The sequence below is a fragment of the Pseudomaricurvus sp. ABR4_320 genome (genome assembly GCF_056159445.1).
In genome coordinates, this window is record NZ_JBSWVF010000030.1 from 1 (window position 1) to 18,589 (window position 18,589).

Annotated in this window: 12 protein-coding genes; 8 read left to right on the forward strand and 4 right to left on the reverse strand. The window is 52.0% G+C overall.

Annotated features, from left to right (window positions below; genetic code table 11):
- Positions 1 to 328 precede the first annotated feature (328 nt).
- Positions 329 to 1,246: a LysR family transcriptional regulator gene (locus ACXAFR_RS26185; protein WP_475182845.1), complete on the reverse strand. Its 918-nt coding sequence runs from the start codon at positions 1,244 to 1,246 to the stop codon at positions 329 to 331.
- Positions 1,247 to 1,475: 229 nt separating this feature from the next.
- Here ACXAFR_RS26185 and ACXAFR_RS26190 point away from each other — a divergent pair, with 229 nt between their 5' ends.
- Complete coding sequence (locus ACXAFR_RS26190) at positions 1,476 to 2,012, forward strand: NADPH-dependent FMN reductase (RefSeq protein WP_475182847.1); 537 nt, start codon at positions 1,476 to 1,478, stop codon at positions 2,010 to 2,012.
- 92 nt (positions 2,013 to 2,104) lie between these two features.
- Here ACXAFR_RS26190 and ACXAFR_RS26195 read toward each other — a convergent pair whose 3' ends face one another.
- Positions 2,105 to 2,281: a hypothetical protein gene (locus ACXAFR_RS26195; RefSeq protein WP_475182850.1), complete on the reverse strand. Its 177-nt coding sequence runs from the start codon at positions 2,279 to 2,281 to the stop codon at positions 2,105 to 2,107.
- A gap of 359 nt (positions 2,282 to 2,640) precedes the next feature.
- Here ACXAFR_RS26195 and putA point away from each other — a divergent pair, with 359 nt between their 5' ends.
- The 5 genes from putA to ACXAFR_RS26220 all read left to right on the forward strand — a co-directional run bounded on the left by putA (position 2,641) and on the right by ACXAFR_RS26220 (position 12,129).
- Entirely contained in the window at positions 2,641 to 6,297 is a 3,657-nt protein-coding gene (putA, locus tag ACXAFR_RS26200; protein WP_475182853.1) for a bifunctional proline dehydrogenase/L-glutamate gamma-semialdehyde dehydrogenase PutA, read from the forward strand.
- 117 nt (positions 6,298 to 6,414) lie between these two features.
- A complete protein-coding gene (gene nhaC, locus ACXAFR_RS26205) occupies positions 6,415 to 7,968 on the forward strand; it encodes a Na+/H+ antiporter NhaC (RefSeq protein ID WP_475182854.1) in 1,554 nt (517 codons plus the stop codon).
- A gap of 160 nt (positions 7,969 to 8,128) precedes the next feature.
- Positions 8,129 to 9,712, forward strand: coding sequence for an AbgT family transporter (locus tag ACXAFR_RS26210; protein ID WP_475182857.1), 1,584 nt, complete (start codon positions 8,129 to 8,131; stop codon positions 9,710 to 9,712).
- A 7-nt stretch (positions 9,713 to 9,719) separates the two neighbouring features.
- Positions 9,720 to 10,190, forward strand: coding sequence for a Cys-tRNA(Pro) deacylase (gene ybaK / locus ACXAFR_RS26215; protein ID WP_475182858.1), 471 nt, complete (start codon positions 9,720 to 9,722; stop codon positions 10,188 to 10,190).
- 211 nt (positions 10,191 to 10,401) lie between these two features.
- Entirely contained in the window at positions 10,402 to 12,129 is a 1,728-nt protein-coding gene (locus ACXAFR_RS26220; RefSeq protein WP_475182861.1) for a potassium/proton antiporter, read from the forward strand.
- A 28-nt stretch (positions 12,130 to 12,157) separates the two neighbouring features.
- Here ACXAFR_RS26220 and ACXAFR_RS26225 read toward each other — a convergent pair whose 3' ends face one another.
- Entirely contained in the window at positions 12,158 to 14,452 is a 2,295-nt protein-coding gene (locus ACXAFR_RS26225) for a multiheme c-type cytochrome (RefSeq protein ID WP_475182863.1), read from the reverse strand.
- 232 nt (positions 14,453 to 14,684) lie between these two features.
- On the opposite strand from ACXAFR_RS26225, the gene ACXAFR_RS26230 reads away from it, so the two are divergent.
- Entirely contained in the window at positions 14,685 to 15,542 is an 858-nt protein-coding gene (locus ACXAFR_RS26230; protein ID WP_475182866.1) for a 23S rRNA (adenine(2030)-N(6))-methyltransferase RlmJ, read from the forward strand.
- A 54-nt stretch (positions 15,543 to 15,596) separates the two neighbouring features.
- On the opposite strand, the gene ACXAFR_RS26235 is transcribed toward ACXAFR_RS26230, so the two are convergent.
- The gene (locus ACXAFR_RS26235) at positions 15,597 to 16,616 is read right to left on the reverse strand and encodes a LacI family DNA-binding transcriptional regulator (RefSeq protein WP_475182870.1); all 1,020 of its coding nucleotides are present in this window, start codon (positions 16,614 to 16,616) and stop codon (positions 15,597 to 15,599) included.
- Between the two features lie 380 nt (positions 16,617 to 16,996).
- Between ACXAFR_RS26235 and ACXAFR_RS26240 the strand changes: the two genes are divergently transcribed.
- Positions 16,997 to 18,565 (forward strand): sulfatase family protein, encoded by a 1,569-nt coding sequence (locus ACXAFR_RS26240; protein WP_475182873.1) that lies wholly within the window; start codon positions 16,997 to 16,999, stop codon positions 18,563 to 18,565.
- The last annotated feature ends 24 nt before the right edge of the window (positions 18,566 to 18,589 follow it).

The window sequence follows — 18,589 nt, forward strand, 5'->3', positions numbered from 1 at the left end:
GTTTTCTTTTCCTGTGGAATCTCTGATTAACCTTGGCGAGGCAAAAATGATCGAAAAAGCACAGTTTACGTGGTGTAAATGAGCATTTTGAGATCATTTTTAACGCAGCGATGGCAACGCAGGTAATTAATCAGAGGTTCCCAAGGATTCCCTAACCTTTGTCTGTTACCAAAGCGTATTCCCACTGAGTACTCTGTGGGATTTTTTTCCTGTAACCTTCCTGTCGTGAATACCTCGATCCTGATAATTAAAGAACGCCTTCGGCATCCGTTAGGGCGTGTCGCCTTGGCGCTGGCTGAAGTTAGAGGATGCGTTCTCAACGAGGCCATCAATGCGGGCTAGTTCCGTCAGCCATTTTCCCACTGACATGATCGATAAAGCTGCGTACTTTTGCCGACATGTGTTTTCGACTGGGATAAATCAAGTAAACGTCGATCGGTATGCGTTGATAGTCGGTAAACAATTCGACTAAATGGCCTTTCTCTATGTGATCGGTAATGAGAAACTCCGGCATTCGAGAAATTCCGTGTCCCGCTAGACACAGAGACATTTCCATTTCTGAACTGTTGACGCTGACACGACTGGTTACCTCCACGTTGATTTCCATTCCATATTGATTTTTGTAGGGCCAAATTCGCGGGTTTTTCAAATAGGCGTAAGTCAGGCATTGATGGTGCTTTAGGTCTTCTGGCGTCTTTGGTGTTCCGTGGGTATCCAAATAAGAGGGGGCGGCGAGCGTGATCGCGCGCGATCGCATAATTCGTCGGTGGATAAGGCTGGAGTCTTCCAGGTGGGAGGTGGCCCGTACCACGACGTCGAAACCGTCGGCGATCACATCGACTTTTCGGTTGCTAAGATCCAGATCGAGATCAACCTGAGGATAGAGGGATAGAAACTCCGAGAAGACTCTTTGCATGCGGATAAATGCAAAGCTGGGAGGGCAACTGACCCTCAGTGTACCCGTAGGTTGCAATTGCTGGCCGGAGAGGGCGTTTTGAACTTCCGCAGCTTCCGCAATAATCTGTTGGCTCTGCTGGAAATAAAGTTCGCCTTCCGCCGTGAGGCGCAGCGTGCGGGTGGTACGGTTGAGCAATCGCACCCCCAATCGCTCTTCCAGTCGGTTGATTTCCTTGCTGATGTGGGAGGTAGAGTGTCCGGTTACCTCAGCAGCGCGAGTAAAGCTGCCGAGGGTGACAACCTGGCTAAAAATGACCATGCCATCAAGTAAGTTGGTCGGGTAGGGCATCGTTGGGCTCTTTACGGATGTCTTACGGATGTCGTAAGGCCGTCCTGCTGACGGCCATCTCAAACTCGAATCATATAGCCAATTACGAGTCATATGGAAACAAGCTATTTAGTAATTGGCTATTAATCATTAAATGAGTCTAATGTACGATGTCATTGTCATCCAGTGATAGGTCACTGGACCTGCATAGCCCTCATTCAATGATCTGTTCTTACAGGAAGTCGATGTTATGAAAATTCTTGCCTTTGCCGCCTCTAATTCGAAAGCGTCCATTAACAAACAATTGGTAACTCATGCCGTAAAAACACTGGCGGAAAAGCAGGGTGCCGACTATGAAATTCTCGATTTAAACGACTTTGAAATGCCAATCTACAGTGTGGACCGCGAAGCGGAAGGCGGCGTTCCTGAACCTGCTCAAGCATTTTTTAGCAAAATTGGTGAAGCAGACGCTTTGATTATTTCTTTCGGTGAGTTCAACGGCTCCTACGGCGTAGCTTATAAAAACGTCTTTGACTGGAGTTCACGTATTAACCCCAAAGTGTATCAAGGCAAGCCCGCTGTATTGCTGGCAACCTCTCCTGGTCCCGGAGGCGCACAAAGCGTACTGGGAACGGCTGTCGGTTCCGCGCCTTATTTTGATTTAGACGTAAAAGCCAGTCTGTCCGTACCCTCGTTTTACGATAATTTCGATGCTGAAAAGGGTGTTCTGAGCAATCCTGAATTGGCCGAAGAGCTGCAAAAAGCGCTTTCAGCGTTGTCTGCATAACACGCATGACGGTGACGACCGCTCATCACGCGCGGTCGCTTCTCCTAAATCCGGTCGTCGGTTTACCCTGTTCCCTCATCATCAGTTCGCGATTAAAATATCCTCTCGCAGCCGCATTCGTCACGGTGATTTACATGAGCGCCGCTGATTTTGGCATCGTCTTCCGCATTTCCCGCCTTTTTGACCAATTCTTGATCGATTTTCTCGCCCAAGGCGTCCAAACGCCATAACGCCGTCGTAAACAGATAAGCAATGTTTAAAAAATACACGTTTACTGGTTAACAGGCATGACTTCGAATCAGCTGAAACCGGTGATATTCGACAGTATGGTGTCGTGATAATCGATCTTCAGCGAGGAAGCACTGGTTTGCATTCAGTATTTCGCTGTTATAGGTTGAACGTTCCCCCCTATGGGGTTCGAGTTTTTGTACAAACATTTGATAAGAATGGGCACCCTCCAAAACGTTCCGTAATACCGGCGCCAGAAGATTACGGCTCGTCGGTGTTATTGCGGTAATGCTGGGTCTGCAAGACGAGACGTAGAAACGGCCGTGGCGTTCGCTGCCGCGGGCCAGTCAATGCAAACTTAGCGGCCAAGTCAGGTCGCCAACACGCAAAGGGAGACACTATGAGTCAGACACAACCATCGAGTCATTGGCGAAGCGCCATTTTAAGTGCCTACAACGCAGACGAAAAAACACTTATCGCGGATTTGATCAGCCGACTCGATTTGTCTCCTGAAAAACGTAACGCTATTGTCGAGCAAGCCGTTGAATACGTAGAAAAAGTAAGGCGTGATACATCACCAACGATGATGGAAGCCTTTTTGGCGGAGTATGGTTTATCGACGACAGAAGGTGTCGGCCTTATGTGTCTGGCAGAAGCGTTATTACGTGTTCCCGATGCAGAGACCATTGATGACCTGATTGAAGATAAGATTGTCCCGTCGGATTGGGGCGCGCATTTAGGTCACTCAACATCGCCGTTGGTCAATGCCTCAACCTGGGGGTTAATGCTTACGGGTAAGGTCATTAACGATGATCCCAAAGGCCCTGCGCTGGCGTTGCGGCGCTTGGTAAAACGCGTCGGCGAACCGATGGTGAGAACTGCGGTAAGCCAGGCAATGAAAATTCTCGGCCGTCAGTTCGTGCTCGGGCAAACCATTAATGAGGGCTTAAAGAACGCACGTGACTGGGAGAAAAAAGGCTACACCTACAGCTACGATATGCTGGGGGAGGCGGCTCGTACTGAAGAGGACGCCAAAGCCTATTGCGATGCCTACAGTCAGGCAATCGCCGCCATTGCCCAACGCGCCCAGGGCGATGTCAGAACCAGTCCGGGAATTTCGGTAAAATTGTCTGCGTTACATCCGCGCTATGAATTTATCCAGCAGCAAACCGTAATGGATGAATTGGTGCCCCGTGCGTTGGCCCTGGCAAAACAAGCAGCCCAGGCAAATATCGGTTTCAATATTGATGCAGAAGAGCAGGATCGATTGGTGCTCTCCCTGGACGTCATTGAAAGTCTACTGTCGGATCCTGAATTGGCCGGATGGGAAGGCTTTGGCGTGGTTGTGCAAGCTTACGGTAAGCGGGCATCCCAGGTGATTGACTGGCTCTATCATCTGGCAGAGCGGTTGGATCGCAAGATTATGGTGCGCTTGGTTAAAGGTGCCTATTGGGATGCGGAAATCAAACTCGCACAAGAAATGGGAACGTCTGGTTTCCCGGTGTTCACTCGTAAATGTAATACCGATGTCAGTTATATGGCGTGTGCTCGCCAGCTGCTGGAGCGCCGCGATCGTATCTATCCACAATTTGCCACTCACAACGCCCACACCTGTGCATTGGTTAATGCGCTAGCTGGCGATGATAGGTCCAGCTTTGAATTTCAGCGTTTGCACGGCATGGGGGAATCTCTGCACGGCATCGTCCGCCAAAGTGCAGATACTCAATGCCGAATTTACGCGCCTGTCGGAACGCATCGGGATTTGTTGGCGTATTTGGTGCGGCGCCTGCTAGAAAATGGTGCAAACTCGTCTTTCGTGAACCAAATTGTTGACCACAAAATTCCTGCCACTCAAATTGCTGGAGATCCGGTAGCGACGGTAGAAGCCCTCGGCGAGTCCGTTGTAAACCCCAAGATCGTACCGCCGTCTGATCTCTTCCTGCCGGAGCGGTTGAATTCGAAAGGCTATCGGGTTAACGAGCCTGCGTCGATCAAGCCTTTGCAGGAGCAACGTCAACCCTTCATGGAAAAAGTCTATGAAGCGGGGCCGATGATCGCCGGAGGCAGTCACAGTCATGCTGGGGACGTGATCGACGTATCTTCGCCGGCCGACCCTCAGCATTTGGTTGGCAAAGTCTCTTTATCGACGCCTGACAATATCGATGCGGCTCTGAATGCGGCGCTTGCAAGCGTCGATGAATGGTTGGCCCGACCGGTTGCAGAGCGCGCGGATATTTTGCGCAAGGCCGCAGATTGTTACGAGGAAAACATTGCGGAATTAACCGCAATTGCAACACGGGAAGCCGGTAAGACACTGGCAGATGGCATTGCCGAAGTACGTGAAGCGGTTGATTTTCTGCGTTACTACGCCAGTGAAGCGGAGCGCCTTGAGGCAGATGAACCCGGCCGTGCTCGGGGTGCCTTTGTGTGTATTTCTCCCTGGAATTTCCCGCTGGCGATTTTCACCGGTCAGATTGCGGCGGCACTGGTGATGGGCAACACCGTACTGGCGAAGCCCGCCGAACAGACGCCTCTTATTGCCGCACGTGCGGTAGAGTTGTTACACGGTGTTGGTGTACCTGAGGGCGTCCTGCAGCTTCTACCGGGAGATGGCGCCAGTGTTGGTGGACCTTTGACGTCAGACCCTCGCATCGCTGGCGTTTGCTTCACCGGCTCAACTGAAGTGGCGCAAATCATTCATAAAGCGTTGGCGAATAACGCTGGTCCCGAAGCGGTTCTCATTGCCGAGACCGGTGGCTTAAATGCGATGTTGGTGGATTCCACCGCGTTAACGGAACAGGCCGTCAGAGACATCTTACTGTCGTCGTTTCAGTCGGCCGGTCAGCGTTGTTCCGCTCTACGAATTCTCTATGTGCAGGAAGACGCCGAAGCACGTTTGCTGAAAATGTTGCAGGGCGCGATGGATTCTCTGGTGATCGGCGATCCGAAATTTTTATCGACCGATGTCCCACCCGTGATTGACGCAGAAGCATGCAGTGACATCAACCGCTATATCGATACTGCCAGGCAACAGGGGCGCGTCGTTAAGCGTTTGAAGGTGCCGAACACGGGCCATTATGTTGCTCCCACCATTGTTCGCGTCGAAGGTATCGGCGCGATGGAGAAAGAAATTTTTGGCCCGGTCCTGCATGTGGCAACGTTTAAAGCGCGGGATCTGGATTCGGTTGTAAACCAAATCAACGCGCGTGGTTATGGACTGACGTTTGGCATGCACACGCGGATTGATGACCGGGTGCAGCAGGTGGTAGAGCGCATTCACGTGGGCAATGTGTACGTTAATCGCAACCAAATTGGCGCCATCGTTGGCTCTCAGCCTTTCGGTGGCGAAGGCCTTTCCGGAACGGGGCCTAAAGCGGGGGGGCCTTTATATCTGACCCGGTTTCGACAAATTTCCCAGCCGGAAATTATTGGCGGTGTGCCCGATGCCGATGCCATCAGCGCCGATCGTGTACAAAGTGCCGTCGATAATCTGGACGCAGAAGCCTGGCAGGCTCGACAGGATAAGGTGGCGGTACTGCGTAAAGCGCTCAGTGGCTCACGGGGCATTGTGCGCAAAGCACTTACCGAGACTGCGGCATTGGATACGACACCCCATACGTTGCCGGGACCCACTGGAGAAAGTAACCAGTTGCGGTTTTTCCCGCGTGGTACTGTTCTCTGTCTGGGAACCAATACCGATATTGCGTTGGCACAAGCCGTGCAGGCGTTAGGTGCCGGATGTGGGGTCGTGTTGATAATGGACAATGCCGCGGAACGGGTAGGTCCATTGCAAACCGTTGGTGTTCCGATTGTGGGTCTCGACGGCTCTTTGGCGCCGACGCTGCTGCAAGGCGTCGGCGGTATAGACGCGGTCGCGGCCAGCGGCGATGGCGGTTGGCTTACCTCGATACGACAGGCCCTGGCCGAACGCAAGGGGCCGATTATTCCATTGATCACCGAAGCGCTGGCACCGGAGCGTTTCCTGGCGGAGCGGCACCTGTGTGTGGATACCACAGCCGCCGGAGGTAATGCCAGTCTGCTGGCATCTTCAACCTGATCGCCAGCGTCGCCTTGACCTTGACGGCGAACACCCGCGCAGTTTGAAAAGGATCAGGATGATCCTTTTCAACACGAACCCTTCGATAGGACATCAGATAAATACTAGGACGAATTCATGACTTCCACAGAACCCCAAGCTCGTAAGCCATCACTGGCTCTCGCGCTGACTCCTGTAGTCCTGACATTGATGTTGCTCGGCTTGCAACTGTTTTACTTCGACGATTTTACACCGCATATACCCTTGGCAATTGGCTTGGCAATCACCGGCCTGGTCGGGGTTTATTTGGGTATGCATTGGCCCAAGTTGGAAGACGGTGTTTTCCGGGTTATCACGGTTTCTCTGCCGTCGGTGTCGGTTCTGATTGTTGTCGGCATGATCATCGGTGTTTGGATCGCCAGTGGCACCGTGCCGACATTGATTTATTACGGCTTGAAGATTCTGTCGCCACAGATATTCCTGGCAGCATCCATGATTATGTGTGCCGTTGTGTCTGTGTCTCTCGGAACCTCTTGGGGAACCGTTGGTACGGTGGGGCTGGCATTAATGGGAATTGGGGCGGGCTTTGATGTCCCCATGTACTGGACTGCTGGCGCGGTGGTTTCTGGGGCGTTTTTTGGCGATAAAATTTCGCCGCTGTCAGACACCACGAATCTTGCTCCTGCCGTTACCGGTCAGAATCTGTTTGCCCACATACGCAACATGATGCCAACCACAGTGCCTGCGATGCTTATTGCTCTGGTGATTTACGCTTGGGCAGGGTTCAGTTTGATCGACGGTGGTAATACGTCGTTTGAGCGGATAGATGCCATCACAACAGCGTTGCAGGATAACTTTGTTATTTCGCCTTGGTTACTGCTGCCAGCGTTGCTGGTCATTATTCTGGCGGCGATGAAGAAGCCGCCGATTCCCTCGTTGTTTGCCGGTGTTTTAATCGGTGGTTTAACCGCGATCATTGCGCAAGGTGCAACGCTGCACGATGTCTTCACCTTTGCCAACAGCGGTTATTCGATAGAGACAGGTGTGCCAGCGATCGACAGTCTGCTGAACCGAGGCGGTATTCAGTCGATGATGTGGACCATCTCCCTGATATTGATTGCCTTGGGGTTTGGTGGTGCGCTGGAGCGTACCGGTTGCCTGCAAACCATCATTGCGGCGATTTTAACCAAAGTTCATTCGTTTAGAGCTGTGCAGACCGCTGCCATCGGGACATCGGTGTGTACCAACATGGTGGCCGGCGATCCGTATTTATCCATCGCTTTGCCCGGCCGTATGTATTCGCCTGTCTATCGTGGCATGGGTTACTCAACATTGAACCTGAGTCGCGCCACTGAAGAAGGCGGCACCCTGATGTCGCCCATGGTCCCCTGGAACGCTGGCGGTGCGTTTGTTATCAGTGCACTCGGGCTGGGGGTTTCGGGGGGCAATCTCGAAAACCTGCTCTACATTCCCCTGTCGTTTGCCTGCTGGATGACTCCTATTATTGGAATCATCTACGCCTGGACGGGCTTGTTTTCTCCAAAGGCAAGCTATGAAGAGCGCATGGACTGGCAAACACACAATCGCGACGTTGCGGATTTGAGCCAATACGGTTACGAAGACCCGCTTAAAGATATTGAGCCGGAAGAAGACCGAATGACGCACGCCGGTGAACCCATTCGGGCGTCATAGATCGCTGAAGGCTCATCGACGTTGGGGATGAGCCTTCGCCGTTATTGAATCATCGCCTTCCTATTCCCATCACCCCGGTAACGGGTTGATGGGTGGCTATTGCTCGCCAAGTCGATTATCTTGATGTAAATGCCAGCCATTGCATACAAGGAGTCAGTGCTTGAGTGAAACGCTTCCCCCCAGCCCGTCCAAGGGATTTCTAGCCTTCGTAGAGCGCGTCGGCAACAGCCTGCCAGATCCCGTTTTTATCTTTTTTTATTTGATTCTCGGTCTTATTGCGCTCTCTCTGGTGTGTGCCGGTCTGGGCGTGTCTGCTGTGCATCCCACGCAGACGTTGGCGGACGGTTCCGAATTGATCCTTGAGGCGCAAAGCTTGTTGTCTGGTGACAACATCCAGCGCCTCTGGACGGAGATGCCGGCGACGTTCACCCACTTTCATCCGCTTGGGTATGTCCTCGTCGTAATGTTGGGGGCGGGTGTTGCTGAGCGTTCTGGTTTATTCGCCAGTGGCATTCGTTTGGCGGTCCGCAATGCACCTTTGTATTTGATGACTCCGGTGGTGGCAACCGTCGCTATGCTGTCGAATCACGCGGCAGATGCTGGCTATGTGGTCATGATTCCTCTCGCGGCCTTTGTCTATGCGGCGGCGGGGCGGCATCCCCTCACGGGAATTGCTGCGGCGTTTGCCGGTGTTTCTGGCGGTTTCTCGGCCAATATCACGCCCGGACAATTGGATGCGCTGCTGTTTGGTATTACAGAAGCCGCCATGGATGCGTCTCAGATTGACGCTGGCTGGACCATGAATATCGCCGGCAACTGGTATTTCGTCACCGTATTGCTGTTGGTCTACCTGCCGGTTATTTGGTATGTGACCGACAAAATTATTGAACCCCGGTTAGGCAAGTGGACACCTTCTGCCGACAGTTCCTTTCGCGACGAGGATCAGCCCTTGGGCGATGCGGAGCGCAAAGGCTTGAGGTGGGCGGGATATGCGTTGCTTGGGGTCTGTGTTGCCTGGCTTCTGATGACATTAGGGCCAGGAACTCCATTGCTGAATGACGAAACCGCGGTGGAAGGGCAGGCCTGGTATGTGACCGCGACTCCGTTTTTTAAATCGCTGGTGGCAGGGTTTTTTATTTTGTTTTTAGCCGCAGGTTGGGCTTACGGATCTGCCGCCGGGACCATAAAAAACCACCGGGACCTGGTGGCGATGATGTCAGAAGCCATGAAAGACATGGGCTACTATTTAGTACTGGCATTTGCTGCGGCGCATTTTGTCGCCATGTTTAACTGGTCGAATCTCGGTTTGATTACTGCCGTGCACGGGGCGCACATCATTGAGCATAGTGGTCTTCCGCTGCCGTTAGCGATGGGACTGATTGTCTTGTTTTCGGCATTCCTAAACTTGTTTGTCGGTTCTGCCAGTGCCAAGTGGGCGCTGCTTGCGCCGGTATTGGTGCCCATGATGTTGCTGTCGGGTATAAGCCCGGAAGGTGCGACAGCAACCTATCGCGTTGGAGATGCGGCGACGAACATTATTTCACCTCTGATGGTGTATTTTCCTCTGGTGTTAATCTTTGCTCAGCGCTGGCAGAAGGACTTTGGCATCGGTTCGCTGACGGCAATGATGATTCCGTATTCGGTTTGGATGCTGATTACGGGCGTTCTGTTGGTGATTGTCTGGACATTGCTGGGGTTGCCGCTGGGGCCGGGCGCACCGGTGGGATTTGAGATGCCACAGTGAGATCACTATGACACCTGCGATCGAGCTTGCGAAAAAACGCAAAATAACCCATTGGATCCATGAGTATGAGCATGATCCCGGCGCCGCTTCTTACGGTTTGGAGGCGGCGGAAAAGCTCAACATCGAGCCCGACCGGGTATACAAAACACTGGTAGTGATGCTGACCGGAGGCGCTCTGGCGGTGGGCATTATCCCTGTGGCGTCTAAACTGAACTTAAAGCGGATCGCGAAAGCGGCCGGAGCCAAAAAAGCCGAAATGGCCAAGCCGGAAGACGTCGAACGTTCCACCGGTTATGTGTTGGGCGGTGTGAGTCCGCTCGGCCAAAAAAAGCGACTGATTACGGTTGTCGATGCCAGCGCAAAAGCCTTGCAAACACTGTATGTCAGTGCCGGACGTCGAGGGCTGGAGATAGAGTTGATGCCGTCCGATTTAGTCACCCTGACAAACGCGACCTTTGCGCCCCTGGTACAGGACTGATTGTTTTACTTGTGGACTTTCAGTCGTGATTTATCCATGTGTGCGACCCTATGGCGCTGAGATGCCATTGGGCGTTTAACACCCACCCATCTTCGGAGCAAACCTACTGAGTTACTAAAGATCGTTCGTTTTTCGCGCCGCTAAACGGAGCTTACGGCAGAGTGTCCGACGGAAATACCGCGGCGTTTTTACCAATTTTCTAGCAACACGTATGTCCATTGCCGTAATTTATCAATATATTTTTGGTGCCGCGATACTGGCTCTGTTGAGTGTGCTCGCCAGCACACTGACTCGGAGAATTGGTGCGCCAATCCTACTGGTTTTTTTAGTCTTAGGGATGCTCGCCGGTGAAAACGGTCCTGGCGGTATTCAATTTGATGATTTCAGTCTGGCGTTTCTTTTCGGCAATTTGGCTCTGGCCATTATTATCTTCGATGGGGGCTTAGGGACTCGCAAAGAGTCTTTTCGTGTGAGCCTCAAACCAGCGTTATCCCTCGCCACAGTCGGTGTTGTGGCAACGGCTGGCATTACTGGATTTGCTGCCCATACCATTCTCGGACTCCCCTGGCAGGAGGGGCTTTTGATCGGTGCGATCGTGGGGTCTACCGATGCCGCAGCGGTATTTGGTTTGCTGAGAAATGCAGGACTTGAGCTCAAAGAGCGAACCGGCGCAACGCTGGAAATTGAATCCGGTTCCAACGATCCGATGGCTATTTTCCTGACGCTAACCCTGGTGCAAATTCTGCAGCTCAGCGGCAATGAAAGTCAGGGCTGGACCATTGTCAATGAGTTGCTGCGTCAGATGGGGCTGGGGTTGGCAATTGGTTTTGCCGGAGGCTATCTACTCGCACAAATGTTAAAGCGATTGATTCTGCCATCTTCACTTTACCCGTTGCTTGCCCTGGCCGGTGGCTTAAGCCTGTTCGGGATTACCACTTTGTGGGGTGGCAGCGGCTTTCTGGCTATTTTTATCGCCGGCGCGATTGTCGGCAATACCCCGTTGCACTACCGGCATGATATTGGTCGTTTCCACGACGGCATGGCCTGGTTGGCACAGATTGGAATGTTTCTTATGTTGGGGCTGCTGATTACCCCGAGCAATCTGGTGCCACTGATTCTGCCAGCCCTCGCGATCGCGTTTGTGTTGATCTTTATTGCCAGGCCATTGGCGGTCGTCATCTCTTTGTTGCCGTTTCATTTTCCGTGGCGCGAACAGGTGTTTATCGGTTGGTGTGGCTTGCGTGGTGCGGTGCCGATTATTCTTGCGTTGTTTCCATCATTGGCGGGGTTAGAGCACACTCAAACGTATTTTGAGTTGGTGTTCTTTGTTGTGTTGATTTCCCTGGTGTTGCAAGGCTGGACAATACCGGCAGTCGCTCGCTGGCTGCAAATTGAATTGCCGCCAACAGCCAAACAACCAGAATGTCTCTATCTCACCATTAAACACGATAACGACAGGCAGCTATTGCTCTATCCTGTTCTTGGAGAAAGTCGAGTAATTGGTACAGACGCCAGTCAACTGTCAGTGCCGAAGGAAAGCCAATTGGTGGGAGTTATTCGCCAGGGAGAATTGTTGAACAATCACGAGATGACGGTATTGTCATCGGATGATCAGGTCTTATTTCTTGCACCAACCTCTGCGCGAGATGCCCTGGGGCGGGTATTTGCACCGGCTGCACAATCCAATCTTTTGGAGGCTGGTCGCTTCTTTGGCGAATTCGCCCTGCAGCCCGCAGCACGCCTGGCGGATGTTGCCAGCGCTTATGGTTTGGATCTGGACGAGTCTATCTGTGAGCTAACGGTGGAAGCCTATTTGCTGAAGGCCTTTCATGGTAAGCCGGTGGTTGGCGATCAAACCAAATTGGGGCCTGTTAAATTGATCATCCGTGATATTGACGGTGACCGTATCAGTTCGGTAGGTATAAAGCTGGCGGGCTGAAACTACACGTTTAGTCGCACCTGATTGTTCAACGTTGAATAATTTGCTGTCTAAGTTCTTCCAATTGAGGTGAGGTGTTCGATTGCTGGCTGATAAAGCGAAGTGCGGCATCGGCAGAGACATAGTTAAGCAGTGCTACGCCATAGACATACTGATAATGGCCGTTCGCGGGCGCCAAACTCGCGGCCTCCTTTAGAGCAGCCAAAGCAGCTTGGGAGTTTTTCTCGCGGACTTCGAGCAGCCCAAGGCTGTGATAGGCGTCGGCAGACTGCGGATAGCGCTTGATGGCCGTCATAAGCAGTTCTCGTCCTTCCTGATCTCGGCCAAGCTGGCGCAGTAAATCTGCGTAATTGACGTAGCTTGGCAGCCAGGATTTATCGAGGTCTAGAGCCTGGCGATAGGTTTTTTCCGCCTCATCATATTGAGCTCGACGCGCTAGAAACTGCGCGGCGTTCACTAGTCCTTGAGGGGTGTCGGCGCTGAATTGCTGTGCCTGCAAGTACTCGTCGTATCCTCTTTGTACAAGGCGTTTGTCGGCGGGTGCCAAAGTATCCAAAGGCAGGTCAGCCAGAAGATTGGCCGCCGTCGTTCTAACCAGTCTTGTGCGGTCATTGAGGAGGGGGCGCGCCAATGACCAGCGCGATTCCAGAGACAGTCCCGCAAGAGATTCCAACGCATAAATTCGAGTCAGGCGATCATCGTCCTGTAGCGCTGATGCTAGAGCAGTGACCGTCTCGTTGCTCAAGTAGTTATCAAGGCTTGCGGCAGCCGTCGCTCTCACCAGCGACGGCATACTGTCGTCTCCCAAAAGCGATGCCAGTCCAATACCTGCGTTTGTCGCCCCGGCTCTTCCATCGAAAATCGGCTGGGCAAATTGCTGGAAACCGATCGGCTTGTGTCCGTAGTGAGCAACGAGCGCATCACTGGCCCACTGTGGTGTTTTATCGGTGTGACAGGCGTTGCAGCTATTGGGAACACCCTGAGAATCGGTCAGGTCCGGGCGCGGGATACGGAAACTGTGGTCGCGGCGATAATCCACTTGCATGTAAAGTTTGCCCGGCATATGACAGTCGAGACAATCGGGTTGCTTGGCGGGATCGGCAACCTGATGGAAATGATGTTTGGGCGTTTGGTAATCTGGACTGTGGCATTGCAGGCAGACATTTGCACCTTCAGCCTTTAGCTGTGTGGAATGGGGATTGTGGCAGTCGCTGCAGGTTACTCCGGCATGATACATCTTGCTTTGCAAAAACGAGCCATACACATAGACCTCGTCATCGATTTGTCCATCGGCGTGGTAGAGGCCTTCATCGAGCGTACTTGGCAGAAAGCTGTCGAGTAGAGGTTGTCCGCGGCGATCGTCTTCAAATTGTTGACTGCGACGGGAGTGGCAAGCCGCGCAGACCTGAATTTCTGTCTCTGTGGTCCTGGGACGGCTGCGCTCGGGTTGACCACTGGTTTCGTTTGATGACCAATGCACATTTTCCCGTTCAGAGAACCGATGTGTAAGGCCTTTAAACGTGCCAAACCGATAGGCCGAACGCTGTTGTTGATCGGCCCAGATCAGGTGATTGGATGCCGGGCCATGGCAGGCTTCGCAGTTGACGTCGATGTCAGACCATTGGGTTTGATAGGTTTGAGATTTGGCGTCATAGTTTTTCTGTAGATGGGTGGAGTGACATTCGGCGCAATTGAGATTCCAATTGTGTGAGCGTGCTGTCCAATGCAGTGGGTCTGTGGGAGAGATCTCTTCATCGGGATAGAGATGAAACCAGCGCTGCCCACCGTCTTCGGCGGGGCGGGTATCCCAGGCGACGCTGAGGGCCTGCAGACGACCTCCTGGCAGCGAGACCAAATATTGTTGTAGAGGATAGACGCCGAAGGTATAGAGAACGTCGAATCGGCTTGTGGCGCCATCGGCACCCTGTGTCTCGACTTTAAAAACACCGTCGGTTCGTGAAAATCGGGTGTCGATGCCCCGATGGGAGAAAACGCTCTCGTCAAAATCGCCGAGTACCGTGGTCGATGTCGCTGGCTGCATGGCCAAGTCGTGATGAGAGCCGGACCAATCCGCATGCTCCTGTTGGTGACAGCTTTGACAGTGTGCTCCGCCGACATAGCTTGCCGCCGGCAATGTCTTGGGTTTCATGTCCGCGGCGGCGGATGAGGGTTCAGATCCGGTGTGCGATGTAGAGCGCTCGGTTGGTTTTCCGTCGCAGCCAGTCAATGCTGTAAGAATAATGAGCAGTAGAGAAATGATTAAGGCATAGCGTCGGACTGGAGCGAGCAGGTGCTGTATCGAAGGTGGCGTAAACTCAGTCAAAGGACCTTCCTTGGCGGCGCAAACGGTAACTGAAGCGCCATCACTTTAACAGGTTTTGCGTGACAAATAGACTCCCAAAACGGTCCTGCCGTGTCATTGGCGCGATTTGCCTCTCAACGGGGGAATAGCCGGCGTTTTCCTTAAATTAGAGATTGGGCGGGAGGGAACCAGCCTGCTACCATCGCGCGCCAGAGACGCCCCTGACAAGCCCATTTATTCGGAGATTGACGATTTGCTGAGCTATCGACACGCCTTTCACGCCGGCAATTTCGCCGATGTCTTAAAACACCTGGTATTGGTCGAAATTTTGGAATATCTGTGTCAGAAAGATAAACCGTTTCAATACATCGATACCCACAGTGGCGCGGGTAAGTACGACCTGAATTCAGAGGCGTCGCAAAAATTGCAGGAAGCGGAACTGGGTGTTTCCATTCTAAAACATGATGACATTCCGGAGCTTCAGCGTTATTTGGCGTGCTTGGATCAATGCAATCCTTCGGGGGAGAGGCATTTTTATCCCGGCTCGCCGTTGATTGCCGCTCAATTCCTGCGTCCACAGGATCAGGGTTGGTGTTATGAATTGCATCCGGCTGATGTGAATTTGCTCAGGGAAAACTTGGCTGCCTTTCGGCGCCTTAACGTCGAAGCGTCGGACGGTCTAAAAGGAGTTTTGGCGAGATTACCGCCCAGCTGTCGGCGAGGGCTGGTAGTGGTTGATCCGTCTTATGAGGTTAAAACGGAATACGAGCTTGTCATGGACGTGTTGCAAAAAGCGTATCGTAAATTCAGTACGGGAATATTTGCGCTTTGGTATCCCGTGGTTGAGCGAGCGCGTATCGAGCGCATGCAAGCTCAATGGCGAAAGAGTGGCATTCGAAACATTCAGCAATTTGAACTGGGTATTGCCGAAGATACAGACGGCTTTGGTATGACTTCTGCCGGAATGTTTGTCGTCAATCCTCCTTGGACGTTAAAAACAACGATGGCGCAAGTACTGCCGCTGTTGGTCAACGCTTTAAATGCTCAGCTTGGGCAAACGGGAGCGTCTCCCAGCGCGCACTTTCGGTGTGAAACCTTAGTCCCGGAGTAGGGGGCGTCTCTGCTCGTGCTTATCTGCTTTCGGAATTGTGACGATGAAGATCCATCAGGATTTCACAGCGCCGGTTGATGATCGGACGATGAGCTCACAGCCCAAGGGTGCAATTTTACGGAATCTTGTCCCGTTTTCGAGAAAATCAATCAGACTGTGCACGGCCAGGGTTGCCATCTCTTGTGTGGGTTGGCGCACGGTGGTTAATGGGGGCGCTAGCAATTCGGCTTCTGCACCATCATCAAAGCCCGTAATACTGACATCTCTCGGCACATTGATGCCCGCGTTATAGGCGTATTGCAGGGCTCCAGCGGCCATGCGATCGTTCGCACAGACGATTGCGGTGGGAGGCTTGGGCAGAGACAGAAGCTGTTTTGCCGCTGCAAAGCCTGAATCCGGAGTAAAACTCCCTGGATAAATAAGGTTTTCCTGCGGTGTAACGCGGTTGTCTTGCAGAGCTTTTAAAAATCCCTCTTTACGATCAACGGTGGCGATGACACCTTCAGCACCGGATACATAACCGATGCGTCGATGCCCGAGATCGATCAAATGCTGTGTGAGGCGGTACATGCCTTCTCGGTTATTGCAAATGATGTATCGACCTTTTTGAAATTCCCCTATGGGAGCAATCGACGCATAGGGTATTTTATTCGATTTTAAAAACCGATGGATCGACGTCATATTAACGTAGGGGGCTGTGATAAGGATGCCATCCAAGCGGCGGTGTTTAACAAAATGCTGGAGAGCATCAAGCGATGCTTTTTCAGAACAAAGATCTGTAGCAATAGGATAGGGTAAAAGACCGTAGCCTTTGCTTTCACAGGCTATAAGCGCGCTGGTGTGGATCGCATGAAAAAATCCGGAATTTATCGTCGGCAATAAAAAACCAATGAGTCTGGAGCGCTGGGATCTCATGTTGCGGGCATTATCATTGCGCAGATAGCCGAGTTTTTCGATGCTTTTTTGAACCTTATCCTTCACGGCTGCTGAGACACCGGTTTCATTGTTGACAACCCGCGAAACCGTTTTGAAGGAAACGCCGGCGTCCGCCGCAATATCTTTTATGGTCACCATGTACTTGGCCTTGCCAGGATTATTCTGAGGCTTACCGGAAGCTCAGTCGATTTGCATTGATCCGATAGCGATCTCCATCGGAGGTTATACCAAGAGAGATTCGCAGAAATCAATATTGCATCATCGTCTGGTCTTTCGGCCGGGAAATTGATCGCGAAAGCAGTGGATTTTAATAGGGGAATAGAGGTTTGATTTAAATACATTTGACAACGTTGTCTATCTTCGTGAGAATCGATACTAAAAGACGCTGATTGGCGTCCTGACTTTAGTGTAAAGAGCTCACTCGCATGATAATAAACGCTTATAACCGCATTGCTTTGCTCATCGGTTTCTTCATTGTTTTTACCTCTAGCGCTGCAGGTGCGGAGTCTAAACCGCCCATGAATATCGTTTTTGTGTTGGTGGATGATCTTCGATATGACGGCATGGGGTTTTTGCAAGAGAAGATCAGTACGCCCAACATCGATAGCCTGGCGAATGACGGGGTTTATTTTCCCAATGCCGTGGTGACCTCTTCGCTGTGTTCTCCTAGTCGCGCTACCATTTTGACTGGCCAGACTACTCGCAATCACGGAGTTGTCGATAACAACAACAGTAAGGAAGACGGCTTGGTCTTCTTCCCCAAATATTTACAAGAGGCGGGCTACGAGATGGGTTTTTTCGGCAAGTGGCACATGGGTGATGCGACAGATGCCCCTCGTGACGGCTTTGACCGCTGGGTGAGTTTTCCCGGCCAGGGCGCCTATTACCCACAGGATTACTTAACCCCAGAACAGATTTCTGCGGGCATGGTTAATCAGTTGAACGTGGACGGTGAGCATGTTCCCCAGCAGGGCTATATCACCGATGAACTGACCGATTATGCGATGGATTGGTTAGCGCATGGTCGAGATCAGAACAAACCATTTTTTCTGTATCTCAGCCACAAGGCGGTTCATTCGGATGCCAAACCCGCGCCTCGACATAAAAACCAATATGCCGAGACCCAGTTTGAACTGCCTGCCAGCGCCGCTGATACCCCCGCGAACCGTGCAGGGAAACCCATGTGGGTGCAAAATCAGCGCAATAGCTGGCACGGTATCGACTTCTTTTACGCCAGTGATCGTAAAATGACGGATTACCTCAAAGACTATTATGGGATTCTATCATCGGTCGATGACAGCCTTGGGCGTCTGCGTCAGTACCTGGCAGAGCAGGGCCTTACCGAGAACACCATGGTGGTTTTTTACAGTGATAATGGTTATCTCATTGGCGACCATGGCCTAATCGATAAGCGCAATGCCTACGAAGGGTCGGTACGGGTTCCTATGGTCGTTTCGGCGCCGGGGTTGCTTCCCAAAGCCAGAATCAATGACGCGAGGGTAAGAAATCTGGATCTTGCGCCCACGTTCCTGGATTTGGCTGGCGCGTCTCAGCCAGAGCACTTTGAAGGAAAAAGTTTTCTGCCGGTCGCAGCAGAAACCCAGTCCCTTGCCGAATGGGGCGAGCCCGATTTTATTTACGAATATTATTGGGAATGGTCTTTTCCGATGACGCCGACCACCTTTGCCATCGAGCGGGGGCCGTTAAAGTACATTCAGTATCACGGTATTTGGGACATTGAAGAGCTGTACGATGTCGAGAATGATCCCGAAGAGATGCACAATCTCATTCAGGATCCGGACTACTATGAGGATGTGATTGCGTTGAGAAAAGCACTGTATGCCCAACTTGAGAGCAATAGCGGTCATCACAGTGTGCCGTTTCATGCACGTCTGGCAGAGGGTATGAATCTGCGTGATAAAGACGGTCCCAAAGCCGCCAGCTTTCCAAGCAAATGGCAGGTTGAACCCAATCGTAAGGATATCTATAACGGCATCTTTCCTGATACGCCGCTAAAAATGAAAATGATAAAAGAGGGTAAACCTTACTTTCCGTGGCTTGAGAATGGGGCGCAGGAGCATTTTTAATCCAAGGAGGGGAGTGAGTATAAG